This window comes from Mucilaginibacter sp. GW821-FHT07G05 (assembly GCF_059418565.1).
Genome location: NZ_JBWKQC010000006.1, coordinates 379,421 through 405,188 on the forward strand (window position 1 = coordinate 379,421; position 25,768 = coordinate 405,188).

Consider the following 25,768-nt stretch of genomic DNA (forward strand, 5'->3'; position numbering starts at 1 on the left):
AGGTACGAAGCAATCATGTAGCTGTGCAAAACCGCTCTGTACAGTCCGCGATTGCTTCGTACCTCAGCAATGACAAGATTTTTAGAGTAAGACTTACGAAGTTTTAAAAACTTCGTAAGTCTCCTTCTCCGTCAGCAAACAGCTTCGGGCGAAAGCGGGCAGAACTGTGGTGGGAACGAGCGTAAAGGCGGGCATAGGAGCTTGTTGCATGTGGGGATGGAATGAGCGGCGGGGCAAAAGTTCCAGCCCTCAGTTCTGCCCGCTTTGCAGCGCAGAGGCCATGTGCGGCAAGAAGCCTTTTGCTGGACAAGGGTTTATTCGCTGTTGTTTTTTATAGGTGCTCATGAGATCGCTTCGCTCAGTCTGTTACTTTTGCCCTCAAAAGTAATAGGGCCCTGCGCCCAAGAGCAGACTTACGCTAATTATAGCACAATCCACAATTAAAAGATTAATGTGGCATCCTTGCATCATCACATTAAATCCCCATCTTTATGGCATTATAACCTAATATAATGCCCCAAAATAGACCCCTCTTTTTACTGATCAGGTTAAACATCATATGGATGTTGCTAATTCTGACAATTGGTTCTGCCTTTGCTCAAACACCTGATAATGTTACTATCAAGGGTTATATTCCCGGTTATACAAAGTTGGATAAGAAGGTTTATATAGATAAGTTTTTGTCGTTGCGGTACAATTTGCCAACAGGTGCAGAAGACAAGGTATATGCCAAAATAAAACCAGATGGCTCGTTTCAGTTTTCGTTTTATGTGCTGAAAACGCAAAGTGTTTATGTTACTTTGGGAGCGAGCGGATACTACACCATGGCTGTTGTTGAGCCGGGAGCATCTTTAAATTTAAAGCTACCTGTTCGCAAAATCACGCAGGCTTATGAGGGCTATCCCAACCCGCATTATCAACCCGATTTTACCAAGCCCTTTTATGGCAAAGGGGCCGAAATACAAAATGAGATTTCACGACTTTACGAAAGCTTGGGCAAGCTGGTAGTTGCCGATACCATCCGCATAGACGAGGATAAGCTAAACGTTGCATTGGCGGAAGTGCCTGCACTATTGAAAACTATTGATCAGTTTAAAACAGGAGGCACGAATACCAAACTGGCAGCAACTGCAAAACCCTCGCTTAAGGCAGGTAACGCTAATGCAGGACTTATGGATGCCCCGCTAACGCTAAAAAATACAGGCATCAATAACGCGGGAAAACCGGAGATCAACCTACACGACTGGGCGGTATCTTATTTATCTTACAAGCTTATAGCCAAAGCTATTATAAACGCCAACAATAGCGGAAAGCCTTTGGATTACCGTAAGATCAAGTTTCCGAATAGCAATTATCAGAGCAGCGAATTTTTTTACGCGGCAGAACGGATGCAGGATCTTTTACCGGAATATGTAGAAAAAGAGATCATGAAGGCCAGGATCATGAACAACCCGCACCTTGTTTTAAACGCCTACGAAACAGAACTTGTTAACAAGTTTTTAGAAAACAGAACCGATAAGCGCGATTCAATAGAGCTGGCCGTTATTGAAGACCGGTTCAGGAAAAACCCGAAAGCGATGGACGCGGCCGATTCTATCACTTGCTCCATCACCTGCAATTACTATAAAGCTACCCTGCCGCCCGAGCTGAGCGATATTGCCATTGGGAACACCATTAAAGGATATTACCTTTCTCCCTTCATAAAAGCGTCAGCACCGCAATTGCTCAAAAAAATTAATAATCCGGCTGTTGCGGCTTATGTTAAAGCTAACGTGCTCCGTGCAAAAATGCCTGTCAATATATCTTACACCAAAGCGACAGAATCTGATATGATAAAGCTGCTGGTAAAAAAGTATCCGGGTAAAGGCATTTATATTGATCTGTGGGCAACCTGGTGCGCCCCGTGTCGCGATGAGTTTACTTATTATCCGCAGTTAATAGAAAAATTTGGCGATAAGGTGGCCTTTGTTTTCCTGTGTAACAGATCGCCCGAGCAAACCTTTAAAGAAATAATAGCGAAGCTCCCTTTTAAAGCCGAACATTACTTTTTAAATACCGAACAAAACGCCACGCTATTTAAAGAATTCAACGTAAGCGGCATTCCCCACTACATTTTTATAACCAAAGAGGGCAAGATCATTAACAAGTTCAAGCGCCCCTCAAGCACCGAAAATTTATACCGGGATATTGAAGCGGAGATGTAAGGGTTGAGATTAGAGGTTCCGGGATTGATGTTCAAGCGAGATCGGATTTACAAAACTGGGATACTCGGAACTTAAGCAAGATTCATTTTAATCTTTACTGACAAGCATTTTACACCTTATTCAAAAACGCGATCAACCCATCCATAGCTTTTGCCCGGTGGCTGATGAGGTTCTTTTCTTCCATGGTCATTTCGGCAAAGGTGATGTCGTATCCATCGGGCTGAAAAATAGGATCGTAACCAAAACCGCCCTCGCCGCTTACTTCGTGGCGAATGGTGCCTTCCACCGTTCCTTCAAAAAAATGCTCCTCACCGTTCCATAGTAGTGAAATTACCGTGCGGAAACGGGCTTTACGGTTAGGGTTATCACCAAGGCCTTCCAATACCTTTCTTATATTGGCCGCATGGTTGCCATGTTCGCCCGCGTAACGTGCCGAGTATACACCGGGCTCATGGTTGAGGGCATCAACTTCCAGTCCGCTATCATCGCCGAAACAGTTAACATGGTACTTGTTATAAATGTGGTAGCTTTTTATTGAGGCATTTGCGCTGAAGGTAGTGCCGGTTTCTTCAATATCATCGTCGCAGCCAATATCATTAAGGGTAAGCAGTGTTATTTGTCCGTTAATTTTAGCGGCCACTTCATCAAGCTTGTGGCGGTTATTGGTTGCAAAAACTAATTGCTGCATAGTATTATTTAGAAGTTTTTCACTTGTTCCCAAAACGCCTTTTTATAGTCGTTATTGGTCATCATCTCGTTAAAACTAAAAGTTAAAAGAGCAGGTATGCCGTTAATGGTTTCCGGCTGGTTCAGCGTAAGCGGCGCAATTGCTGCCGGCATGGCCGTTTGCCCAAGTACCAATAACTTCTTAGGCTTAAAAAACGCGCTGAGTTCGGTGATGGTTACCCCCGGATATTTGGCCAGGTTGGTCACTATCACATCTTCCATGGTTAGGGTCTTGCGTTTTATGGTATTTTCCAGCGCGGTTAAATGCTCGGCCTGCATAAAATCGGCATCGGCGTAATTTACCAGTATTAAAAAGCGTTGTTTGTTGCGGCCGAGGTACTTAAACACGGGTTTAGGCGTTTCAATTATTGGTTGTGGTGCTGCAATGGGTTGTTTAACTTCTTCAGCAACAGGAGCGGCAACGGCCGTGGGTTCGGTAACAGGCTCAGTTAGGGGTTCGCTTTTAGTTTGCACGTAGGCTTGCTTGTCGGTATTTAACAGGTAAATATCGTCATCAAGTATAAAACGAAAAGCGGCCGGGTTTTCAACTTTCACTTTAACAATTTTTAACAAAAGTAATTAAACGGTTTGATGCTTTATCGGCATATTCGCATAATATATAGCCGGTAATTTATTTGTGCTGCTATAATTGATAAATTTTACCGAAATTCGGACTTTTTACGGAACAGCTATCCGTAACATAATTAGCATTTTAAAGATACATGAGAAAGATAGGGACAGTAGTTTTAACATTGATTTTATTCATCACTGCCAGCGCGCAAGCACAGCAGGACAGTACCGTTAAACCTGCCGCGGTTAAAGAGAAAGTACGTATGCTGGATAATATTGCCGGCGTAGTGGGCAACAGCCCCATACTGCAATCAGATATTGAACTGCAATACGCGCAGTTTTTAATACAGGGTAACGCCCCTAATGCTGATGTTAAATGCCAGATACTGCAAAGCTTGTTAAGCCAGAAACTACTGGTACAACAGGCGATAATTGATAGTGTACAGGTGAAAGATGAAGATGTTGATAACGAGGTTGATCGCCGCATGCGCGGTATGATACAACGTGCCGGCGGACAAGACAGGCTGGAAGGCTTCCTGGGTCGTACCGTTATTCAGTATAAAGACGAGATTCGCAGTGATATTAAAGAGCAAATGATAGCGCAGAACATGCGCAGCAAGATCATCGAAAAGCTGAATGTTACCCCGCAGGATGTTAAGGCTTATTTCGAAACCATCCCTAAAGATAGCTTACCTACTTATAACAAAGAAGTTGAAGTAGGCGAGATCGTATTTCAGCCTAAGCTGACCAAGGAAGAAAAATCATTGTACAAGCAAAAAGCCGAAGACTTGCGTACCCGTATCAAAAACGGCGAAGACTTCGCGGCTTTAGCACGTTTATACTCACAGGATCCTGGCTCGGCGCCTGAAGGTGGTGATCTGGGTTTTTCAGATCGTAGCTCTTTCGTAAAAGAGTTTTCGGCAGTAGCGTTTAAATTGAAAGCCGGCGAAATTTCACCTGTGTTTGAAAGCGATTACGGTTTCCACTTTTTACAGGTACTGGAGCGCCGCGGCGAGCAGGTGCACACCCGCCACATACTGATAGCCCCGGTAACTACGGAGTCCAGTTTGGAAAGGGCTAAACACATGGCCGATAGCGTTTACACCATTTTGCAAAAAGATAAAAAGATAGATTTTTCGGCAGCGGCAGCTTATTACTCTGACGATAAAGAAACCAAATACAACGGCGGTATGATGCTGAACCTTGATAACGTTCAAACCCGTACTACCCACATCCCTACCGATAAGTTAGACCCGCAGGTAGCCTTGGTGGTTGATACTATGAAGGTTGGCGCTACAGCTGCTCCGCAAGTATTTACCGAAAAAGAAACCGGTAAAAAATCATACAAAATATTATACCTTAAAACGGTTACTGACGCGCACAAGGCCAGTTTGGAAACAGATTTCCCGAAACTGAAGGAAGCTACTTACGATGCCAAGGTGAACCGCACCATAAGCGAGTGGTTTGAAAAAAGACGTAAAGAAACCTACATCAGGGTTGACGAAAACTACTTATCTTGTCCGCAGCTGAAAGGATGGCCATCGGCTGCCATTACAGCGCAAACCAAACCGTAATAATACAATATGCAGTATACCTCTGATGTGGAAGCGGCCGATGCCCTTGGGCAGGCCTACAAGAAACTACGTGCCGAAATTGGCAAAGTAATTATTGGCCAGGATGAGGTTATTAAATATGTGCTGATATCGATATTCAGCAATGGGCACTCGCTGCTGGTAGGTGTACCGGGGTTGGCTAAAACGCTGCTGGTACAAACTATAGCGCAAGCGCTCGACCTGGATTTTAAACGGATACAGTTCACCCCCGACCTGATGCCTTCGGACATTATAGGTTCGGAGATATTGGGTGAAGACCGCAACTTTAAATTTATACCCGGCCCGGTGTTTTCAAACATCATATTGGCCGATGAGATTAACCGGACACCGCCCAAAACCCAGGCTGCTTTGTTAGAGGCTATGCAGGAGAAGGCGGTTACCGCTGCCGGTGTTACCCATAAACTGGCACAGCCATTTTTTGTATTGGCTACCCAAAACCCGATAGAACAGGAAGGTACTTATCCGCTGCCGGAAGCACAACTGGACAGGTTTATGTTTAACGTAACGCTAAACTACCCAAGCTTTGCCGAGGAACTTCAGGTAGTAAAAAACACCACCAGTACTTTACAAACAGAAGTACACCGTGTGTTAAACGCCCAGCAGATCATTTATTTTCAGCAATTGGTACGCAACATCCCTATTGCCGATAATGTGCTTGAGTACGCCGTTAAGCTGGTTTCAAAGACCCGTCCCGACAGCGAGTTTGCCACTCCGCAAATAAAAAGGTTGCTTAACTGGGGCGCGGGCCCGCGGGCATCGCAATTTTTGGTGCTTGGAGCCAAATGCCACGCCGTGATCAACGGCAAGTATTCGCCCGATATAGAAGATGTGCAGGCCGTAGCCAAACCAATCCTCAGCCACCGCATAGTACGCAGCTACCACGCCGAAGCCGAAGGCTTATCGGCTAATGATATCATTCAACAGCTTTATTAGGCATTATTTTGGTCATTACTTTAGTTATTGTGGCATTAGGTCATTAATGGGATATTGGATATTGTCATTGGCAATGTTGTAAATAAAGAAAGGGTTCTGATAAAATCAGAACCCTTTCTTATTATAAATTATGTCTTTCTCGTCGAACAATAGTCAATGACCAATGACACAATGCCTAATGACCAAAATAATGCCCCATTGACACAATGACCAAATTATTCATTTTCAACTGCCGAGAATATTTCCAGCAGGATGTTCCATTTGAAATCTTTGTCAATTTCCCAGATGCGTACGTAGTTGAAGCTGCTTACGATGTTACCTTTTTTGATGCGGGCTTTACCGTAGCTGTAAGCTAAGTCGTTACTGGTTGAGCGGCCTGCGTTGGTGGTTTCGGCAGTGATGCTGATGGCTTCGTTGGCTACGAAACGCATAATGCGGTCGGTACCGGTCATAGGCTCAAAACCCGGGAAATAATAACGACCTTCCGGACTTAAAAATTCTTTATAGCTACCAACGGTTGAGCGTGTAAGCGCCGCGTTGAATGATTTATCGGTATCAATAATAATCTTTTTACCGTTGAAAGGATCTTTACTTGCCGCTATCACTTTAGCTGAATCGGGCTCTTTAAAATCTATAGTAACCTCTTTTTCCGGCTCCGGGTGTTGTATACCCAAGTTAAGCAATAGTTTTAGTTTGCCTTCGGTATCGGCACGCCATACGGATACGTACTCGCCATATACCTTATCTTCTTCTTTTTTACCATTTTGGTAAGTGTATGGGCCAGCAGTAAAACCCAGATCGCCATTGGCAGATATGCGGGCAAACTTAGGCTCTGATTTTAAAACACCCGGTTGCTTAGCTATATTGGCATAAAAGTCTACTATTTTAACCGCGTCGGGTTTAAATACAATACCTTCAACATCGGCAACGGCTAAAAAACCATCTTTAATACCTTTACGGGCAACTATTTTGTTGAAGTTTTCTTCAGCGTCAACAACAGTTTTAACTTCGGCAGCCTTTTTTTGCGCGAAGGTTGCAGTACTTACTCCTATTAAAATAACAGCGGCGGATAATATTTTTTTCATGTTAGTGATGTGTGCAAGGCAATGTAAATCAAATTTATTGCCTGGTTGTATTAGGGATTAACCTGTTTTTAAACGTACTAAGGTAATATTAATTATATGGTGTGTTAATTCATATCCATTCTAAATTTTGCTCCAACTGGTGCCTTCTTTACCATCTTTTAGCTGAATGCCTACTTTTTGCAGTCCATCACGTATCTTATCAGAGGTGGCGTAGTCTCGGTTGCTTTTGGCTTCGTTGCGCAGTTTCACTATAAAGTCAATTACGTTTGGCAGCTCATCGTTACCAGCCTGCTCATCTTTTAAACCCAGCACATCCAGCACAAAAGTGTTCATCATGCTTTTAAGCAGATCCAGATTTTCGGCATCAATTTTCAGCTTGCCATCTTTTACGGAGTTGATAACACGCGAAGCCTCAAAAAGTTCGGCAATAAGTACCGGACTGTTAAAATCATCGTTCATGGCCTCATAGCAACGCTCAATAAGCGGTGCTATCTGCACCTCGGTACTGCCCGATGGTTGAAGCTCGTTAAGTAATGAGAAAGCGTTCATCAGCCTTTTAAAGCCTTTTTCTGATGCTTCCATGGCCTCGTTACCAAAATCGAGCGTACTGCGGTAATGTGCCTGTAGCATAAAGAAGCGTACCATCATGGGGCTGTAGGCCTTGTTAAGGATGTGGTTATTGCCCGAGAAAAGCTCGTGCGGCAAAAAGCTGTTCCCTAATGATTTCGACATTTTTTGCCCGTTAACAGTAAGCATGTTGGTATGAATCCAGTAATTAGCCGGGTTTTTACCGCACGATGCCACGTTTTGCGCTATCTCGTTGGTGTGGTGGGTAGGGATCAGATCGAGCCCGCCGCCGTGAATATCAAACTGGTCGCCCAGGTATTTATGGCTCATGGCCGAGCACTCCAAGTGCCAGCCCGGGAAGCCGTTGCCCCATGGCGATGGCCATTGCATCAGGTGCTCGGGCTTGGCTTTTATCCAAAGGGCAAAATCAAGCTTGCCATGTTTTTCCTGCTGACCGCCCAGCGCACGGGTATTGTTCAGCATATCGTCAAGGTTACGGCCGCTTAATATGCCGTAATCTTGTGTAGAGTTGTATTTCTCCACATCGAAGTAAACCGAACCGTCAACCTCGTAGCCAAAACCGCTTTTCAGTATAAGTTTTACCAGTTCTATCTGCTCAATAATATGGCCGGTAGCGGTAGGTTCAATACTTGGCGGCAAAATGTTAAGCAACGCCATCACCTCGTGGAAACCAACGGTGTACTTTTGTACAATCTCCATAGGTTCCAGTTTGGCCAATTTAGCTTTCTTTGATATTTTATCTTCACCTTCATCGGCATCACCTTCAAGGTGACCGGCATCGGTAATATTACGTACGTAGCGTACCTTATACTCCAGGTGAGTAAGGTAACGGAAAATAAGGTCGAATGATATATAGGTACGACAATTGCCCATGTGAGCATCGCTGTAAACTGTAGGACCGCAAACGTACATGCCCACGTGTGGCGCGTTCAGCGGTTTAAATTCTTCTTTCTTTCTTGTAAGGGTATTATAAACAAATAAATTTTGTTTCATGTGCGCAAACTTACGAATCCCCCTCTAAATCTTGCCAAAGGGTGCTTACTTTTTATACTCATATTATAAAAGTGCCCTTCTGTTGGCCGGAGGTTTACTTTAACAATAATTCAGTATATAACGGATAATGGTCTGATAATTTTTTCTCGATGATGCGGTAAGCCGCCACTTCAAACTGCGGACTTGCCATAATATAATCTATCTGGTAGTTAGGGAAGTTACCGTTGTAGGTACGCCCCAAACCCGCTCCCTTTTCGCGAAACGCGTTTTTTAACCCTTTACACATTTGGTTTACCGCGAACGATGATGGCGTATCGTTAAAATCGCCGGCTATGTAAAACGGGTAGGTGCATTGCGCGGTGTGTTCGCGTATGGTAAATACCTGCTTGCTGCGTTTAATAAATGCCTGCTTTAGTTTGCTGCCTAAACGACGGCTGGCGCGTAAACTGGTTTTGCCTTTTTGCGATATGGTATCGAGGTAACGATAATCGACAGGATCGAACCGGATAGATTGCAGGTGCACGTTGTATACCCTGAATATCCGGTTATTTCTTTTTACATCTACATAGAGGCATTGGTTATCGCTCAAATCGTTCACCAGCTTAATGAGGCCGGTTTTTATTATAGGGTATTTTGAGAAGATAGCCATACCGATAGCCTCCTGCGCGCTTGAACGGAAAGGCTCAAAATAATAATGGCTGCTGTTCATCAACTTTTTCATAGAGTCGATCATGGCATACTCGCCATGGGCGCGGGTATAAAACTCCTGAAAGGTGATAATGTCCGGCTGCTGGGCTTCAATCAGCTTAAGCATATTGTGCTTGGTGGCTACATCGTTTTGGTAACCGAAGGGTTTAAAATCGTGCACGTTGTAGGTCATTACCTTTATGGCGCCTGGCTGCGGTTTGCCCTCGCCCGAAAAGCGGAGGCCTATATTATTGAACAATACATTATACCCAATAAGTATACTAATGAGCGACAAGGCAAAATACATGCGCTTGCGCAATACCCAGTAAATAATTAAGATGATATTGAGCAGCAGCAGCGGCGGGTAAGCCAGCCCGAAAAACGCGATGATCCAATTGCTTGAGGGGTTAACAACAGGTGCCAGGTAACTTAAAAGCAATGCGCCGCATAACAGATAGTTTATCCATAAAAAGAAACGATCAATAAAGGGTAACTTCTTTTTTTTATCCTTCATCCTTGCTGGCCCGAGATAATACTTCCTTTTCCTGCTTGTTCAGGCTATCATAGCCCGATTGCAAAATCTTATCCAATATACGGTCAATTTCCTCCTGCGGGGGGTACGAGGTTGTATTTTTTTCGAAATTCCGTGAAACTACCTTCAGTTTGGGGCGTGGTTTAAACAAGTTACTGATGGCGCCGAGCCAATCGGTGCCGTTTTGCAGGCTTTTAATATAAGCGAAGCCAAGTATGGCGCCGCCAAGGTGGGCTATCTTTTCGCCCGCGTTTGCACTGCTATAATTAATGAGGTCGGCAACTATGTAAACTACTACCAGCCATTTTAATTTAATGTTGCCAAAAAGTATCAGTTTTATTTCAAAATTTGGGGCGAGGGTTGCAGTACCTACTATAATAGCCAGCAGCGCCGCGATGCCGCCCGGTATAGCGGCGTTACTTAAAAAAGCAGTATGAGTTATTAAAGGCAACAGGTAATAACAGGCCGAATACAGCGCAGCGCCCGCAAGGCCGCCCATTATGTATAAGCCTACTATGCGTTTGTAGCCTAAAAAATCTTCAAATACGGTACCTATCCAGTACAGCCAAAGCATATTGAATATGATAGCCAGTATGCCCACATGCATAAACATGAAGCTTACAGGTGTCCATAAATGGGATGATAGGATGGCCACATCGGGCGAAAAAGCCAGGTATGCGCTAACACGCGGGACAAGGCTACTCAATAAAAAAACAAAAACGTTAATACCGATCAGATAATACAGTTTACTGCCGGTGCTTTGAATTTTATAAGTAATGTTTTGCCAGAGTGTCATGGTTTATACACAGGTAATTTAGTACATATTATTTGAACTTCTGTAACCCCATATTTTAAGCAGGATGAAGCCAAACAGCGCACCACCAATATGTGCAAAGTGAGCAACAGAGTCATTTTGAAAACGTCCGAAACCCGAAAAAAGTTCTATTGCCATGTAGCCTGCAACAACATATTTTGCTTTTACAGGCACCGGAATAAAAAGAATGAGCAATTCAGTATTCGGAAACAGGTAAGCAAATGCAAGCAATACACCAAAAACAGCACCTGAAGCACCTAAAATAGGTGTTCGGTAAATATCTGTAGCTGTTTGAACCGCGTCTTGACTTAGCATAGCTGTGGGGTCAACACCCGCTATGCTGAAACTACCGATAGCCGCGTGCAATTCAATGGCTTGTACAGCCATGTGCAGCGCCAGGGCACCAAGACCGGTTATAAAATAAAACTCAACAAAGCGTTTTAAACCCAATACCCTTTCAATGGTAGAACCAAACATAACCAACGCCAGCATATTAAAGAAAATGTGGCCCAGGCTGCCATGCATAAACATATAAGTTATAGGCTGCCAGGCTTTAAAAAGTGGGGCAAGCGGATAAAATGCAGAAAGCCTCGCTGTAAGTTCTAACCCCGGTAAGGTATATGTGGCTATAAAAAATATGATATTGATGATCAGCAGGTTTTTTATTACCGGCGGTATATTAGCTAAGGGCGATTGCATCATCTTGTTATTCAGGTTTAAGCCTGTCGGCTATTTTTCAAATCGTTCAAAAAGTTCGTTCATTGTAAATGTACTGATTACAGGCTTACCGTTCAAGGCCAGGTTAGGCATTTGACAGGCAAAAAGCTGGTCTATCAGCAAGTTCATTTCTTCTAAAGATAATTTGGTGCCGGCCTTTATGGCGGCGTTGCGCGCCAGCGAACGGGCAAGGTTATCGCGCTTATTTAACTTTAAAATAGCCTGGTTGTTTTTAAATCCTTCCAGTAAATGTTCCAGCAGCTCATGCTCGCCTACGTTGTTCAGTTCGGCGGGGATACCTTCAACTACCACGGTGTTCTTACCAAACTCCCGGATATCGAAACCCAGCGCGCGAATGTCGGGCAAAAGCTCCTTTAATAACTCAAAATCGGCACTGTTTAGTGTGACAGATTGCGGGAAAAGGCTCTGCTGGCTCACGCCCGAATGGTTTTGCAGCTGCTGTAAAAAGCGTTCGTACAAAATGCGCTCGTGCGCGGCTTGCTGACTGATCAGCATAAAGCCCGATTTTATTTGCGACAGGATAAAGCGGTTATGGATCTGGAACAATTGCCTTTCGCTGCTTTTGTTCACTTCCTGCTCATCGACCGAAATGCTTTTTTCTTCGTGCAGTTCGTGCTGTACGTCGGCGGTTTCCCGTTTGGCTATCTGGTACAGCGTATCCCAGTTTTGCGGGATTGGGTTAGCACGCCTTTCGGCCGAATTGCGCATGAAAGATGTTTCCCTGTCGGCCCGTTTTTCGCCCGCGAAGGGGTTAAAATCGGGGTTGAAGGCGATGGTTGGCGCTACTATTTCATCCAAAGGTTTTTCGGTGATCAGGTGCCCAATACTGTTCTCCTGGTCGAAATCTAAAGTAGGCGTAATATTATACTTACCCAGCGAACGTTTTACCGCCGAACGGATGATGGCGTAAATAGCTTTCTCGTCCTGGTATTTAATTTCGGTTTTGGTAGGGTGTACGTTGATATCGATCTTTGCCGGGTCGATATCGATAAACAACACATACAGGGGAAAGCTTTCATCGGGCAGCAGCTCTTCAAAAGCTGTTAGCACCGCGTGATTCAAATAAGCATCGCGGATGTAGCGGTTATTTACAAAAAAGAACTGCTCGCCGCGGGTTTTGCGGGCAAACTCGGGCTTACCAACAAAACCGTGCAGCTTTATAATGGTGGTATCTTCTTCAACAGGTACTAAGCGCTGGTTGTAATTGTTACCGAAAAGGTGTACAATACGCTGTTTCAACGCTGATGCAGGTAGGTGGTACACCTCTTGTCCATCGTGGTGCATGGTTAAAAACACCTGCGGATTAGCCAGCGCTACACGTTGAAATTCGTCGATAATGTGGCGCATCTCTACCGGGTTGCTTTTTAAAAAGTTGCGGCGGGCGGGTGTATTGTAAAACAAGTTTTTTACAGCGATGGATGTACCTGTATTGGTTGAACATGGCTCCTGGCTAATTACCTCCGAACCTTCGATGTTGAGGCAGGTGCCAAGTTCGTCCTCGTGGCGGCGGGTTTTTAACTCCACCTGCGCAATAGCGGCAATTGAAGCCATAGCCTCGCCGCGAAAACCCATGGTGCGTATGGCAAACAGGTCGTCGGCCTTGCGTATTTTTGAGGTGGCGTGGCGTTCAAAGCTCATGCGGGCATCAGTAAGGCTCATGCCGCAGCCGTTATCAATAACTTGTATTAGTGATTTCCCGGCATCTTTAAGTATCAGCTGTATTTTATCGGCACCGGCATCTATGGCATTCTCTACCAATTCTTTTACCGCTGATGCAGGGCGCTGAACCACCTCGCCGGCGGCAATTTGATTGGCAACGGCATCAGGTAAAAGCTGTATGATATCTGGCATTAAAAAAAATTCCCTTCTATTTCTATTTCGGCGCTAAATTAATTATTTAGAGGCATAACTTTACGGTTTACTGATTGTAATAAAAACTACAGGTTAAACATTAAGAAACAAAAAATATCGTTAGTTAGTACGTATGAGAAAAAATAAGTATGGTTATGTGCCTTTAGTGCTGTTGTTATTTGTATTGTTTAACTCGGCCTGCGCGCAAAACCCGCCCATGACCGCTATGGCCTACCTTAAAGAGGAAACAACCGTAGAAAATTCCATCGTACTGCTTAATAACGAACAGCAAACCGTTCCGCTGCAAAAGCTCGACGAAGCGAAAATAGCCAGCATCAATTTCTCCAATACTTATAATTTAGCCTTTGATAGCCTGCTTACCAGGTATGCCAAAGTGCAGCAATTTAAGGGTACCGATTATCTCGGCCCTAAAAATATCAACACGCTGGCGCTCGATCTTAAATTTTATAACACCCTTATTATACAGGTAACCGATATCGACCTCAATAATCCACAGGTACTCGGCTTTATTAAGGCCAACCAAAAAATAAAGAACGTAGTGGTAGCGCTTTTTGGCAATGGCAACTCGCTGGCCCTGCTGGAGGATTTTACCAGCCCGATATTATGGTCGGAACAGGTTACGCCCGTATCGTCATCAATTATGGCGCAAGCTGTTTTCGGCGGGGTGCCTGTTACGCAAAAGCTTAGTCGTACGTTTTCGGCAAGGTATAGCGCCAATACCGGTTTTACTACACAAAAAACGCGGCTGCAATACACCATCCCCGAAGCGGCGGGCATTAACTCGAATAATTTAACCGGTATTGATAACATCGCTAAAGAAGCCATGCTGCAACATGCTACTCCGGGTTGCGTGGTATTGGTGGCTAAAGATGGCAAGGTGATATTTAACAAGGCTTACGGCTACCATACCTATGAAGCAGAAATGCCCGATAAGATAACCGACATTTTCGATCTGGCATCGGTAACAAAAATAAGCGCCACCACCATGGAGGTTATGCGTTTGTATGATGAGGGGAAGATCAGCCTCGATTCAACCATGGGCAGCTATATTCCGCTGGCACGCGCTACTAACAAGAACAATATTACCGTGCGCGAATTGATGCTGCACCAGGCCGGACTGGTGCCTTACATCCCGTTTCACGACCGTATAAAACCAACTGACCACAGCAGCGATTCATCAGCAATGTACCCTACCAAGGTGGCCGATAATTATTTTGTGCGAAAGGATTACTATAAAGATGTGATGCTGCCCACCATGCTGAAAACAGGTTTACGCACCCGCGGCCAGTACGAATACAGCGACCTGAGTATGTACTTTATGAAGGAGATAGTGGAAACTATTACTGCCGAACCGCTGAATGTTTACGTGCAGGATCAGTTTTATAACAAGCTGGGGATGCAAACCGCGGGCTTTTTACCGCGCAACCGTTTCAGTATAGATCATATAGTGCCTACAGAGGATGATACCTATTTCAGGCATACCCTGTTAGATGGTTACGTGCACGATCAGGGCGCGGCATTGGCAGGCGGGGTATCGGGGCATGCCGGTTTGTTTGCCGGGGCTAATGATATCGCTATTTTAATGCAAATGATGCTGAACAAAGGCAGCTACGGCGGTGTGCAGTATTTGAAACCCGAAACAGTAGAAATGTTTACATCAAAACAATCACCGGTTAGTCGCCGCGGATTAGGTTTCGACCGTTGGGATCCTATCACTACCCGTCATTACCCATCAGAGCTGGCTTCCGACCAAACCTTTGGCCACACCGGCTATACCGGTACCTGCGTATGGGTTGACCCTAAATATAACCTCGTTTATATATTCCTATCCAACAGGGTATACCCCAAAGTTACCGACAAGCTATCGAACCTCCGCATCAGGGGCAGGATACAGGATGTGGTGTATCAGGCAATAGAGAAGGGGTTGTAAAGCTATTTTTCTCACTGTCATCCTTCGCTCCGCTCAGGATCTATTGACGTTTTGTTCTTCGTTAGGAATGGTAGTGCTTTTGTGTGGCGATTTTTTTTACCACAGAGTGCGCTGAGGTTTGCACGGAGTTACACAGAGATTTTTCTGTTTTTCAAATAAATCACGCAGTCGATCATCCTGAGCGGAACGAAAGATTTATCGTCGTTTTGTTCTTCGTTAGGAATGGTTGTGCTTTAATCAACCTTAGTGGATGTTACTTTCTTTTTTCTCTCAAAAAAGAAAGTAACCAAAGAAAAAAGTCGCGGCTGCGCAAGGAACTTTCAAAGTTTCTGCTTAGGCAGGGCTTGTGCTACCCGTTCCTTACGATGCCGCATTTTTGTGGGTATTAATGGGTTGTGCTTTTGCATGGTGATAAAGGCTCGTATCATAAAGTGCGCTGAGGTTTGAACGGAGTTACACAGAGATTTTCTGTTTTAAAAAAATCACTAAGTCGCTGCGGCTTCAGCCGAGTGACGACTATTACGCGGCGTCCCGCCGCACGCCTTACAAGTAACTTCATTTTGTTATTGAAAGCGTTGACCACTTTAAAAGTTTTCAAAGCTCGCTCACCGAAAAAAGAACTACCTCTGCAACCCTAAACCCGGGAGTAGCGGATACCGGCCAAAGTGGCTAATGCCTTGTGCAGTATGAGTGGATCACGGGGCTATCGGGAACCAAACGCTACTGGCCTTGATTTTCTGAATATACGGAATCGGGGGCTTCTGTTGCACTTTCAACATTGTCAACATCGTTTAACTTGTAAGCCCAGATACCTGTTATTATCACAACGGAATATATAGGGATATATATCTTTATTGGAATCTCTTGCGTTACTTCACAGCCAAGAAATAAGAAAAAGGCCAGCAGCGTTAATAATATTCCAGCAACCGTAAGGGCAGTTTTTTTGTACTGCTTTTTATAGTTGGTAACAACAATTAATGAAGTTGTTAACCATAGCAATGCAAAGCTGGGGACAGAAAATATTCCGCCTACAATAAAGCCTATTACAATTAAGGTAAGCAACTCAGATGAATCGGCGCTGTCATACACGTAATATAAAGGGATAAATAATGGCGATATAAACACGCCTGTTAACCATACTTTCGCGGCGTATATAAATGCTGTTTTTCCTGCTGATTGGTTTAGATTCATGAGGTAGAAATAAATTATATGAGGTTATGGGGTTCTTCTATGGCAATTGTATCGTCGCTCTCTAATTTGTAGAGCCAAATACCAGATACAATTACAGTAGCATACGCCGCAATAAAAACAAGCACGTCATAATCAAATATGGTTAACCTAAAAACCAGAAAGAAAGGTAGTAGGGTTAATAATATACCGGCAATGGAAATAAACATTTTTTTGTATTGTATATGATATTTTCCATTGACGATTATTGCCGCCACTAACCATAATAAGAACAAACTGGGGATAGATATCAACCCTCCAACAATAATTATTATTATCATTTCAATAGGCCAATTATCCGAGATCTTATCTATAATGGCAGTATACAGCGAAAAAATTACGGCTGGTACAAGCACACCTGTTAGCCATACTTTTATGGCGTAAATAAAAGCTGTTTTAATTGGTGATTGATTTAGGTTCATGTGTGCAGAAGGATTATATATAAATTATAAAGGTTGATCCCAGGAAATTTGATCCTCGGCAATGCCGTGAAATTTGTAATACCAAATTCCGGCTATAATTACCAATGCGTACACAATAGCGAATTGAAGATTTTCGCCATGCAGCATCCTGTTTTGCTGATACAGATAAAATGCCAACAATGTTAAGGCAATACCGGTAAACGACAGGATAATTTTTTTATACCACGGCTTAAAATCCCGCTTAACTATGATGGCAGTGAGGGATAATAATAACAGGAAGCTTGGTATGGATAATACCAGGCCGAATATGGTACCGAAAAAAAAGATGAATACGATGTTATCAAAATTATTGCGGGGAATTATACCGAAAACCGCGATGATGGCCGGTGATAATAGCACACCTGTTAGCCACACCCTTACAGAATATTTAAAAGCTTCGTACATTGATGTATGATATTAATTTGTTGTTTTTAAAAAGCACCCGGCGCTTATGGCCACCGGGTGCGGGTGATAAGGTTAGGTGTAATGCTTATTGCTTATCCCAATCGATACGGCGGGATACATACATGAGTATAGCGATGATGATGAACAGGGCGACACTGCCTACCATGAGCGCAAGGTCTTCCAGTTGAATAATAACGAAGATGAACGTGTAGAATACCGACAGGATAAGCGCGAATAATGCCGCCGCTTTTTTGTTTTTTAATAACGACGCGATAAACACGCTTATTAAACCTATGGTTGCGCCCGAAGCCACCAGGTAGGCCCAATTAAAGCCAATTTGCTCGGAAAAAGAGAGCAGCAGCGTATAATAGATCACCATGGCTGCGCCGATAAGGATATAGTTAAAGGCATGTACCTTTTGCTTGCCTATCAGCTCGGTTAAAAACAACGAGATAAAAGAAAGAAGAATGATGAGCAGCGAATATTTACTGGTGCGCATGGTTTTCTGATACTCATCAACCGGCAATTGCAGCTTTATACCAAAGGTGGCATCAGCTTGCTTTTTCTTATCATCGAGCAGGTGACTATTGCCTACCCATTGTTGCGGGAACGGCCTGTTATAGTACAACATTCGCCATTTGGCGCTAAACCCGTTTTTATCAACCTTACGGTCATCGGGCAGGTAACGGCCATCAAAACTTGGAGTGGCCCAGTTACCGGCAGACTGTACATCAGTTACCTTACCCAGGTGTAAAAAGTATAGCTGCTGGCTGCCTTTTAGTTGCAGGTCGTAATTAAAAGTAAAGGCATTGTCGGTCACATTGGTTAGGTTAATACGGGCTTGCAGGCCATTCTCAAAAACAGATTGATCACTGTATGATGGTTCGGAATTGAGCGACTGCCCGGCAGCCTTTATTACGGGATTGTTTTTTAGTCCTTTTAAATCGGATACGCCGAAAGTGATGATGGCTTTATCCAGCATCAGCTGATCGCTGGCAATACCCAGCGCGCTGATATCGGTTTTAGAGAAATTACCCCATACCTTAATATCGGTATTATATACTACTACCTTAAATATTCCCCTGTGTAGCAATTCGCCTTTTACATTGGCTTTGTAATTAAGGCCATCGGGCAGTATGTACAGGTAATCTATCACCTGGCGTACAGTTTGCCTGCGCGAGGTATCAATGTAGTTTTCGTTCTTTTTATAGGGAATCACCAGCACCGGTCCGTTCACCTGCTGGCTGCCCGACCAGGTATCAGATACCTTACTGATCACTTCTTCCTGCCGTACGGCACGTTCGCTGATGAGGTTTTGGATAAATACTGATGGGATAAGCAGTACCAGCGCCAGCACGCATATAAATACCAGCTTAAATGTTACCGACTCCTTAAGCCAGTCGGTTGTTTTTGGTTTTTGAGGTTGTTCAAACATGATCGTATTATTTATATTTTATATATTAAAAGTACTTTGTATTTCAAAGTTAATAGGCAAAAAAATAGAGCTATAGCTTCTTCTGCAATTTTATCAGTTGCTCCATAGCGTCGAGGTGTTGTTTAAAAGCTGTTTTTCCTTTTGCCGATGCTTCATAATTAGTATTGGGTTTACGCCCTAAAAAACTCTTGTTCACCACAATATATTCGTCCTTTTCTAAAGCTTTAAGGTGCGATGCCAGGTTACCGTCGGTAATGCTCAGCAATTCTTTAAGCGAGTTAAAGTCGTAACGGTCGTTAGCCATTAAAACGCTCATAATTTGCAGTCTTACGCGGTTCTCAAAAGCCTTGTCGAGCTTTTCAAAAGGGTTTTTACCGGTCATATTTAAAGTACATTATACTGCCGTATATAATATGCAGTATACCAAAACCTATTGCCCAAAACAATAAACCATAGCCGGGTAGCAGGGCAGCTATCAGGCCTAAAATAATTTCAAAAATACCGAGGTATTTAACGTCGCCAAAGGTAAAATTACTTGCGCCGATAAGTGCAAGCCCATAAAAAATTAATGAAGCAGGTGCTACAATGCCCAAATACCCCCTAATAATGAAGATGATAATTAGCGCCCCGCCGGTTAGCAAAGGCGTAGCCATATAAAACAATAACGACTTGCTGGTTTTACCCCATACCGGCTGCCCGTTCTTTTTCGCCTTGCGACGGGTTAAGATAATGCCCGATACGATTGATAAAATTAGCACCGATAATGCTATCACAATATAAGGTGCAAAAACATTTACCGAAAATATGCCACCGGTGCCGCCTCTGTATGGCGCAGTGCCATTAACATAACCATCATGATAGTAACTGTTTTCGCCGTATACCGCTGCGCTACGCTCCGTGGAGATAAGAAATTGCGCGCAGGCCGCCCCTATCAAAGCATATATACCCGCCAGCACGCCCGAAAGGCCACTTAACGAAATAAACTTTGATGAACGCTCCATCAATGCGCGGATAGAGGTAAGCTCGTTTTGTAATTGATTTTCTTTCACTTGAAAGTACTTTTATTTTCAAAGTAACTTATAATATTTTTATCTTGCAACAAAAAACATAAAAAATATGAGGCGCATATCTTTATTGATAATAACATTTTTTTTTGTTGCCAAGGCGTACGCTCAGCAATACTCACCTTTACAGCTCGCAAAGCTGATATTTTCAAAAGAATCGCCCCGGGGCATCAGTAAATACTTTATGGATGAATACAAAGGGCATCCTAATGGCAGCGATTTTAAAACTGGTACTAAACAACAATTCAGGCTACTTGCTCAAAATAATAAAACGGCCGTTGTAAATATTACTGTAACCGGTAACGATGGACAGGCATTTGATTTGTACATGCATTTTAAATACGATACGCAATGGAAAGCTTGTGCTGTTAGAGCTTTGGCTGTAACCGGTATAACGGAAACAATATACCAACAGCTCAAAGCTCTCAGCCCTAAACAAGTTAATGATATTATCGCATCGAAATCATCAAAAAACAGCGGTGAATCTCTTTTTAATACAAGGGAGGAGTATGAATACGAATTGGGCAATACAGGTTTAACCCTCGCGTCAGACGATCAGATCATCGCGCACTTTAATAAGAATAAGATAGCCTTTGAAAAATTAAGAGACGCATTGTCAGCAGGAGTAAAAATCGACACCAAAAAGAAAGAGTTCAGGTCGTTGTTTTTAAATACTGTGCGAGTAAATGATGGAGAAACGAATAATATAAATTTTGTTATAGGCGGAATGATAGATAACATTGTTGGCTACCTCTACATTAAAGATAAGAAGAATGTGCCTGAGATGACCCCCAACAGTTATATTATGGTACGGGAGATTGGTAATGGCTGGTACATTTACAAAACTACCTGATACCATAATTCAGCCCCATGGTGATAGGCAACGACTATAGGTTGGAATTGATAATAATTCGTATCAGCAAATTTATTTCATATTTATGGATTGGACGGATGGAACAATCTCGACTTCGCAACCGTCAGCAAACAGCTTCGGGTGAAAACGGGCAGAATTTTGGCTGCCAGGAGCGCAAAGGCGGGCATAGCGAACTTGTTGCATGCGGGTGGGATACGAGCGGCGGGGCAAAAGTTCCAGCCCTAAGTTCTGACAGCTTTGCAGGGAAAATGCCTCGTGCGGCACAGAAGCCTTTTGCTGGACAAGGGTTTATTCGCTATTGGTTTTTTATAGGTACTCATGAGATCACTTCGCTTAGTCTGTTACTTTTGCCCTCAAAAGTAATGGGGCCCTGCGCCCAAGAGCAGGCTAACGTTAATCACAGCACAAGCTTAGCCTAAGTAGAGATTGCTTCGAGCCTCGCAATGACGCGATTTATATAGGAACTTCAAAAAGCGACGGGACTCGTATCTACCCATGACGTGTTAAAAAAACTGTCATTCTGAACGTTTGAAGAATCTTCTTCGCTATGCTTATCTGCAATAGATGCTTCGTTCCTCAGCATGACAGTGGAGAGGGGGTGTGAGCCATCGTCATTTTACCTTTAAAATTTAAAAAGAATTAAAATTCTCAGAATGACAGGCTTTTAGGTGCAACTTAAACAGTAATAGCCGCTTTCACCAAATACGGCAATATTTCTTTTTGAAAGGATACGAAGTTCTTGCGTACGTCGGCATCACTTACCGAGGTGAACGCGAAGCTGAACACGATGCTTTTACTGCATTTAATTAAAAAGCGCAGGCGTTGCTGATAAGTTTCGTGCTTGCGGATGTGGGTAAGCTGGGTAAATGATAATACCAGCAGGTCTTCCAACTCGTTAGACAGGTTCTTTAAAAACTCCTGTGAGTTGGCCGATTCGCGGATGAACTCCCAGCCTATAAACTCGTTACACACGGTGTAAGAGAGGCGGCAGGTTTTCATGATGAGGTTGCGCAGGTGCTCTTCCTCGTCCATTTCTGGTGTGGTAACGTGTATCAGTTCGTCAACACTTACTCGTATGTAGTCCATCAGCAGGGAGTGTAATACGGCTTCCTTGCTGTCAAAATATTTATAGATAGTGGCCTTTGCAATTTTGGCCTTCTTAGCTATTTCGTTAACACTTGTTTTATGGTAACCGAACTTGCGGAACAGGTCCTGCGCGGCACGCTTTATGCTGTCTTTAATTTTATCGGCTTCCATTCAATTAATTAGTAACATGTATCTCAAACCCATTTGAAACCGCTATGTACGCGCGTAACGATCGCGAAGCGGGCGCTTTAACCGGCGAACCGTCGGAAAGCAAAAATTTCGATCCGCTGCATGGGTCTACCACCTGTATATCAACCTCATCAATATTAACAGCGCATTTATTTTCGGGCTGATAACTGCTGCAACGGTCGTACGCCACAAAGGCATCCTGCGAGCGGCGGTAAACAATAACACCGGCTACGCCGCCCTGTACCAAAGCGTACCCTCCTACCCGTGTAAGCGAGTACCGCGGATCGTTTATTTGTACCGTTACATCTACACGCGCATACGGCACTACTTCGCTTTGCTTTCCGCAACTCAGAAAACAACAGCTCAGTAATGCCAATATAAGCAATTTCCTCATATAATATCAGTCTGGAACTGTTTCAGGAAACGAACATCGTTCTCTGAGAACAGGCGCAGGTCGCGAATTACGTATTTCAGGTTGGTAATACGTTCGATACCCATACCAAAGGCAAAGCCGGTATATTTCTTACTATCAATACCGCAATTTTCGAGCACGTTAGGATCAACCATACCGCAGCCCAAAATTTCAACCCAGCCGCTGTATTTGCACATATTACAGCCATCACCTTTACAGATCGTACATGATATATCCATTTCGGCCGATGGCTCGGTGAACGGGAAGTACGACGGGCGGAAACGCAGCTTGGTACCTTCGCCATAAAGCTCCTGCACAAAGTGAAAAAGCGTTTGTTTCAGGTCGGCAAATGATACATTCTCATCAACATATAAACCCTCTACCTGGTGAAAGAAACAATGTGCACGGGCAGATATAGCCTCGTTACGGTAAACACGGCCCGGCATAATAGCGCGGAACGGCGGTTTACCATTCTCCATCATACGCACCTGTACCGATGAGGTATGCGTACGCAGGGCGATATCATCCTTACCGTTATTCTTTTTTATAAAGAAGGTATCCTGCATATCCCTCGCCGGGTGTTCTTCGGGGAAGTTTAGCGCCGAGAAGTTGTGCCAGTCGTCTTCAATCTCAGGTCCTTCGGCCACTACGAAACCCGAACGCTTAAAAATATCGATGATCTCGTTACGCACTAATGATAGCGGGTGACGGGAGCCTACCGCGAAACCCTCGCCGGGCAAAGTAAGGTCCTGCTGCTGATCGCCGGTTGTATCATGCGCGCCCAAGCCTTCTTTCAATTCGTTATAGCGCGCCTCGGCCAGTTGCTTAAACTCGTTAAGCACTTTACCGAAGGTACGTTTCTCTTCGGCACCAACAGTTTTAAACTGCTCAAACAGGTCTTTAATGATCCCCTTAGTACCCAGAAATTTTATACGGAACTCCTCCAGCTTTTCGGCATTAGCCTGTGTAAAAGCCTTAATTTCGGAGGTGTATTTATCTATTGTTTCTTGCATTGTTATAATGTTCTTAAAAACTGCTCGGCTGTTAAAACAGGTATAGCAGAATTTTTATAGTCTTTTATATTCCTGGTGATGATAACATCGGCCTTGCCGTTCACGGCTGTATAGTATTGTACGGCATCTTCCAGATCCGAAAACGCTGAAGCTATCGCCTGATCAACAACAGCGGCATCTTCTGTAAGTATGCTTAGCTTTTGGGCCAGTACTTTTATTGATGCACGCGCGGCTTTTTCGCCTACGTGTTTCTTTACTATATAATGTGTATTTAACAGCGAGTGTACTGATGTGCAACCTGTATATTCACTATTATCTAACAGCATTAAAACACCCTTCGCCCAAATATCAAAAGGCTCCCGCTTTAGTAAGGCATCAAGCAATATGTCCGAATCAATAAATACTGACCTCATGCACCATACTTTTCTTCTAAATGCTTCCCGTATTCGGCTTTGTGATCAAAATCGGGGGTTGGCTTATCAACAAGTGTTAACTGCTGAATCCAATCGGGCATTTCGGTGCTTTTCAGTTTCTCTAACAGCGGGTCTTTCTTACTCTTCTTTTTTGCTATCTCCGTCACTAAATTCTTAAACAGTTTAGACACACTGATATTACTCTCCGAAGCAATTCGTTTTGCCAACTGGATAGTTTCCTTATCAGCGCTTAATGTCAGCTTTGTAGTTGCCATAACCGTTCAATTTAACTTATACGTACAAATATAAATAAACTATACGTATTATTTGATCACGCCCAGCTCCTTACCTACTTTGGTAAAGGCGGCTATGGCTTTGTCTAAATGCCCCACTTCGTGCGCGGCAGAAATCTGTACCCTGATACGGGCTTTGCCCTGCGGTACTACCGGGTAGTAAAAACCAATTACGTATATACCTTCTTCCAGCATTTTAGCGGCAAATTCCTGGGCCAGTTTAGCTTCGTAAAGCATAACAGGTACTATCGGGTGCACACCCGGTTTAATATCAAAACCGGCAGCGGTCATCTTTTCGCGGAAGTATTGGGTATTGCTTTCCAGTTTATCGCGCAGGTCGGTTGTTTCGCTTAGCATATCCAGTACCGCTATTGAAGCGCCTGTAATAGCCGGAGCCAAAGTGTTCGAGAATAAATACGGACGCGAGCGCTGGCGCAGCATATCGATGATCTCTTTACGGCCCGATGTAAAACCGCCCGATGCACCACCCAATGCCTTACCCAGGGTACCGGTAATGATATCTATTTTACCCATTACGTTATGGTGCTCATGCGTACCACGGCCGGTTTTACCCATAAAGCCGGAGCAATGGCTCTCGTCGATCATTACGAGTGCATTATACTTTTCGGCCAGTTCGCAAACTTTATCCAGCTGGGCAATAGTACCATCCATACTGAAAGCGCCATCGGTAACGATAATACGGTGACGCAGATTTTGTGTTGCCTGTAGTTTCTCTTCCAGGTCTGCCATATCATCGTGCTTGTAACGGTAACGCTGTGCTTTACACAAACGTACACCATCAATAATAGAGGCATGGTTCAACTCGTCGGAAATAATGGCATCCTCGGCATTGAACAATGGCTCGAACACACCACCGTTGGCATCAAATGCTGCGGCGTAAAGTATGGTATCTTCTGTGCCTAAAAATTCGGCTATCTTTTGTTCAAGTTCTTTGTGAATATCTTGTGTACCGCAAATAAAACGTACCGATGAAAGGCCATAGCCATGGGTATCCATAGCCGCTTTTGCCGCCTCAATTACTTTAGGGTTTGATGACAGGCCAAGGTAGTTGTTAGCGCAAAAATTAATTACTTCTTTACCACCCTGTACAGTAATATCCGCACCCTGTGGCGATGTGATGATCCTTTCTCTTTTATATAACCCGGCGTTTTCTATTTCAGTTAGTTCCTGCTGTAAAACCGGCTGTAAGGTATTGTACATATCTGCTTATTTTTTAATCGGCAAAATTAATCATTACCATGTATTTAAGGGTTAAAAATTAACCTTTTAAATATATTAATTACACAAGTTTGCATTTTAAGGGTGTAACGTGTTAATGTTGAATAATATGAGTGGTTTTTTTGTGGGTTTATTGTACGATGTTTTTTAGAGAGGTGTTAGATGCTCCTATATTTTGTTTGTGCTTTAATTTGCGGCAGCCTGCTCTTGGGCGCAGTGCCCCAGTTACTTTGTCTTCGCCACAAAGTAACCAAAAGTCAAGTCAGCAAAAAGGTTTCTTTGCCGCACGGGGCCTTTGCCCTGCCTTTGGTCTTATTAATATCTTTTAAGGCTAATTACTATTGTTGAAATGGGGGATCCAAGGGGGTGTTA

26 protein-coding genes are annotated in these 25,768 nt (G+C 43.7%); 6 read left to right on the top strand and 20 right to left on the bottom strand.

The window, feature by feature from the left end; all coding sequences use genetic code 11:
- The first annotated feature begins 512 nt into the window (after positions 1-512).
- Entirely contained in the window at positions 513-2,204 is a 1,692-nt protein-coding gene (locus tag AC07NA_RS17395; RefSeq protein ID WP_494898872.1) for a TlpA family protein disulfide reductase, read from the top strand.
- Positions 2,205-2,313: 109 nt separating this feature from the next.
- On the opposite strand, the gene AC07NA_RS17400 is transcribed toward AC07NA_RS17395, so the two are convergent.
- Together AC07NA_RS17400 and AC07NA_RS17405 are read right to left on the bottom strand one after the other, a co-directional pair.
- Positions 2,314-2,892 carry a non-canonical purine NTP diphosphatase gene (locus AC07NA_RS17400; protein ID WP_494898873.1) on the bottom strand — a complete coding sequence of 193 codons (579 nt, stop codon included), beginning with the start codon at positions 2,890-2,892 and terminating at the stop codon, positions 2,314-2,316.
- A gap of 8 nt (positions 2,893-2,900) precedes the next feature.
- The gene (locus AC07NA_RS17405) at positions 2,901-3,485 is read right to left on the bottom strand and encodes a hypothetical protein (protein WP_494898874.1); all 585 of its coding nucleotides are present in this window, start codon (positions 3,483-3,485) and stop codon (positions 2,901-2,903) included.
- A 167-nt stretch (positions 3,486-3,652) separates the two neighbouring features.
- Between AC07NA_RS17405 and AC07NA_RS17410 the strand changes: the two genes are divergently transcribed.
- A complete protein-coding gene (locus AC07NA_RS17410) occupies positions 3,653-5,074 on the top strand; it encodes a peptidylprolyl isomerase (RefSeq protein WP_494898876.1) in 1,422 nt (473 codons plus the stop codon).
- A 9-nt stretch (positions 5,075-5,083) separates the two neighbouring features.
- On the top strand, positions 5,084-6,046 hold the full coding sequence (locus AC07NA_RS17415) for an AAA family ATPase (RefSeq protein ID WP_494898877.1): 963 nt from the start codon (positions 5,084-5,086) through the stop codon (positions 6,044-6,046).
- A gap of 215 nt (positions 6,047-6,261) precedes the next feature.
- On the opposite strand, the gene AC07NA_RS17420 is transcribed toward AC07NA_RS17415, so the two are convergent.
- From AC07NA_RS17420 to mutL, 6 genes are all read right to left on the bottom strand, one after another.
- Complete coding sequence (locus tag AC07NA_RS17420) at positions 6,262-7,131, bottom strand: hypothetical protein (protein ID WP_345210888.1); 870 nt, start codon at positions 7,129-7,131, stop codon at positions 6,262-6,264.
- Between the two features lie 120 nt (positions 7,132-7,251).
- Positions 7,252-8,712 (bottom strand): cysteine--tRNA ligase, encoded by a 1,461-nt coding sequence (gene cysS / locus AC07NA_RS17425; RefSeq protein ID WP_345210889.1) that lies wholly within the window; start codon positions 8,710-8,712, stop codon positions 7,252-7,254.
- A 94-nt stretch (positions 8,713-8,806) separates the two neighbouring features.
- A complete protein-coding gene (locus AC07NA_RS17430; protein WP_494898878.1) occupies positions 8,807-9,913 on the bottom strand; it encodes an endonuclease/exonuclease/phosphatase family protein in 1,107 nt (368 codons plus the stop codon).
- Complete coding sequence (locus AC07NA_RS17435; protein WP_494898879.1) at positions 9,903-10,727, bottom strand: rhomboid family intramembrane serine protease; 825 nt, start codon at positions 10,725-10,727, stop codon at positions 9,903-9,905. The genes AC07NA_RS17430 and AC07NA_RS17435 overlap by 11 nt, the downstream gene beginning before the upstream one ends.
- A gap of 18 nt (positions 10,728-10,745) precedes the next feature.
- Positions 10,746-11,447 carry a rhomboid family intramembrane serine protease gene (locus tag AC07NA_RS17440; RefSeq protein WP_494898880.1) on the bottom strand — a complete coding sequence of 234 codons (702 nt, stop codon included), beginning with the start codon at positions 11,445-11,447 and terminating at the stop codon, positions 10,746-10,748.
- Positions 11,448-11,474: 27 nt separating this feature from the next.
- The gene (gene mutL, locus AC07NA_RS17445) at positions 11,475-13,334 is read right to left on the bottom strand and encodes a DNA mismatch repair endonuclease MutL (RefSeq protein ID WP_494898881.1); all 1,860 of its coding nucleotides are present in this window, start codon (positions 13,332-13,334) and stop codon (positions 11,475-11,477) included.
- A 133-nt stretch (positions 13,335-13,467) separates the two neighbouring features.
- Here mutL and AC07NA_RS17450 point away from each other — a divergent pair, with 133 nt between their 5' ends.
- Entirely contained in the window at positions 13,468-15,285 is a 1,818-nt protein-coding gene (locus AC07NA_RS17450; RefSeq protein WP_494898882.1) for a serine hydrolase domain-containing protein, read from the top strand.
- 720 nt (positions 15,286-16,005) lie between these two features.
- Here AC07NA_RS17450 and AC07NA_RS17455 read toward each other — a convergent pair.
- The 6 genes from AC07NA_RS17455 to AC07NA_RS17480 all read right to left on the bottom strand — a co-directional run bounded on the left by AC07NA_RS17455 (position 16,006) and on the right by AC07NA_RS17480 (position 19,814).
- Positions 16,006-16,476 (bottom strand): hypothetical protein, encoded by a 471-nt coding sequence (locus AC07NA_RS17455; RefSeq protein WP_494898883.1) that lies wholly within the window; start codon positions 16,474-16,476, stop codon positions 16,006-16,008.
- Between the two features lie 14 nt (positions 16,477-16,490).
- Positions 16,491-16,934, bottom strand: a complete 444-nt coding sequence (locus AC07NA_RS17460) for a hypothetical protein (RefSeq protein WP_494898884.1) — start codon at positions 16,932-16,934, stop codon at positions 16,491-16,493.
- A gap of 24 nt (positions 16,935-16,958) precedes the next feature.
- Entirely contained in the window at positions 16,959-17,378 is a 420-nt protein-coding gene (locus tag AC07NA_RS17465; protein ID WP_494898885.1) for a hypothetical protein, read from the bottom strand.
- Between the two features lie 85 nt (positions 17,379-17,463).
- Entirely contained in the window at positions 17,464-18,813 is a 1,350-nt protein-coding gene (gene creD / locus AC07NA_RS17470; protein WP_494898887.1) for a cell envelope integrity protein CreD, read from the bottom strand.
- A 70-nt stretch (positions 18,814-18,883) separates the two neighbouring features.
- Positions 18,884-19,195 (bottom strand): winged helix-turn-helix domain-containing protein, encoded by a 312-nt coding sequence (locus AC07NA_RS17475; RefSeq protein ID WP_494898889.1) that lies wholly within the window; start codon positions 19,193-19,195, stop codon positions 18,884-18,886.
- Entirely contained in the window at positions 19,185-19,814 is a 630-nt protein-coding gene (locus AC07NA_RS17480; protein WP_494898896.1) for a hypothetical protein, read from the bottom strand. The genes AC07NA_RS17475 and AC07NA_RS17480 overlap by 11 nt, the downstream gene beginning before the upstream one ends.
- Positions 19,815-19,929: 115 nt before the next feature.
- Here AC07NA_RS17480 and AC07NA_RS17485 point away from each other — a divergent pair, with 115 nt between their 5' ends.
- Together AC07NA_RS17485 and AC07NA_RS17490 are read left to right on the top strand one after the other, a co-directional pair.
- Positions 19,930-20,730 carry a hypothetical protein gene (locus AC07NA_RS17485; protein WP_494898890.1) on the top strand — a complete coding sequence of 267 codons (801 nt, stop codon included), beginning with the start codon at positions 19,930-19,932 and terminating at the stop codon, positions 20,728-20,730.
- Between the two features lie 17 nt (positions 20,731-20,747).
- Positions 20,748-21,170, top strand: a complete 423-nt coding sequence (locus AC07NA_RS17490) for a hypothetical protein (RefSeq protein WP_494898891.1) — start codon at positions 20,748-20,750, stop codon at positions 21,168-21,170.
- 256 nt (positions 21,171-21,426) lie between these two features.
- Here the strand turns inward: AC07NA_RS17490 and AC07NA_RS17495 are convergent, their stop codons facing one another.
- Genes AC07NA_RS17495 through kbl form a run of 6 tightly spaced genes read right to left on the bottom strand, consistent with a single transcriptional unit; the run spans position 21,427 to position 25,378 of the window.
- Complete coding sequence (locus AC07NA_RS17495) at positions 21,427-22,008, bottom strand: TetR/AcrR family transcriptional regulator (protein ID WP_345210754.1); 582 nt, start codon at positions 22,006-22,008, stop codon at positions 21,427-21,429.
- 4 nt (positions 22,009-22,012) lie between these two features.
- On the bottom strand, positions 22,013-22,420 hold the full coding sequence (locus tag AC07NA_RS17500) for a Rieske (2Fe-2S) protein (protein WP_345210753.1): 408 nt from the start codon (positions 22,418-22,420) through the stop codon (positions 22,013-22,015).
- Positions 22,417-23,451 carry a phenylalanine--tRNA ligase subunit alpha gene (pheS, locus tag AC07NA_RS17505; RefSeq protein WP_494898892.1) on the bottom strand — a complete coding sequence of 345 codons (1,035 nt, stop codon included), beginning with the start codon at positions 23,449-23,451 and terminating at the stop codon, positions 22,417-22,419. Before pheS ends, AC07NA_RS17500 begins: the two co-directional genes overlap by 4 nt.
- 2 nt (positions 23,452-23,453) lie before the next feature.
- Positions 23,454-23,864: a PIN domain-containing protein gene (locus AC07NA_RS17510; RefSeq protein WP_494898893.1), complete on the bottom strand. Its 411-nt coding sequence runs from the start codon at positions 23,862-23,864 to the stop codon at positions 23,454-23,456.
- Positions 23,861-24,139, bottom strand: coding sequence for a DUF6364 family protein (locus tag AC07NA_RS17515; RefSeq protein ID WP_345210750.1), 279 nt, complete (start codon positions 24,137-24,139; stop codon positions 23,861-23,863). The genes AC07NA_RS17510 and AC07NA_RS17515 overlap by 4 nt, the downstream gene beginning before the upstream one ends.
- 48 nt (positions 24,140-24,187) lie before the next feature.
- Positions 24,188-25,378 carry a glycine C-acetyltransferase gene (kbl, locus tag AC07NA_RS17520; protein ID WP_494898894.1) on the bottom strand — a complete coding sequence of 397 codons (1,191 nt, stop codon included), beginning with the start codon at positions 25,376-25,378 and terminating at the stop codon, positions 24,188-24,190.
- Positions 25,379-25,768 lie beyond the last annotated feature (390 nt).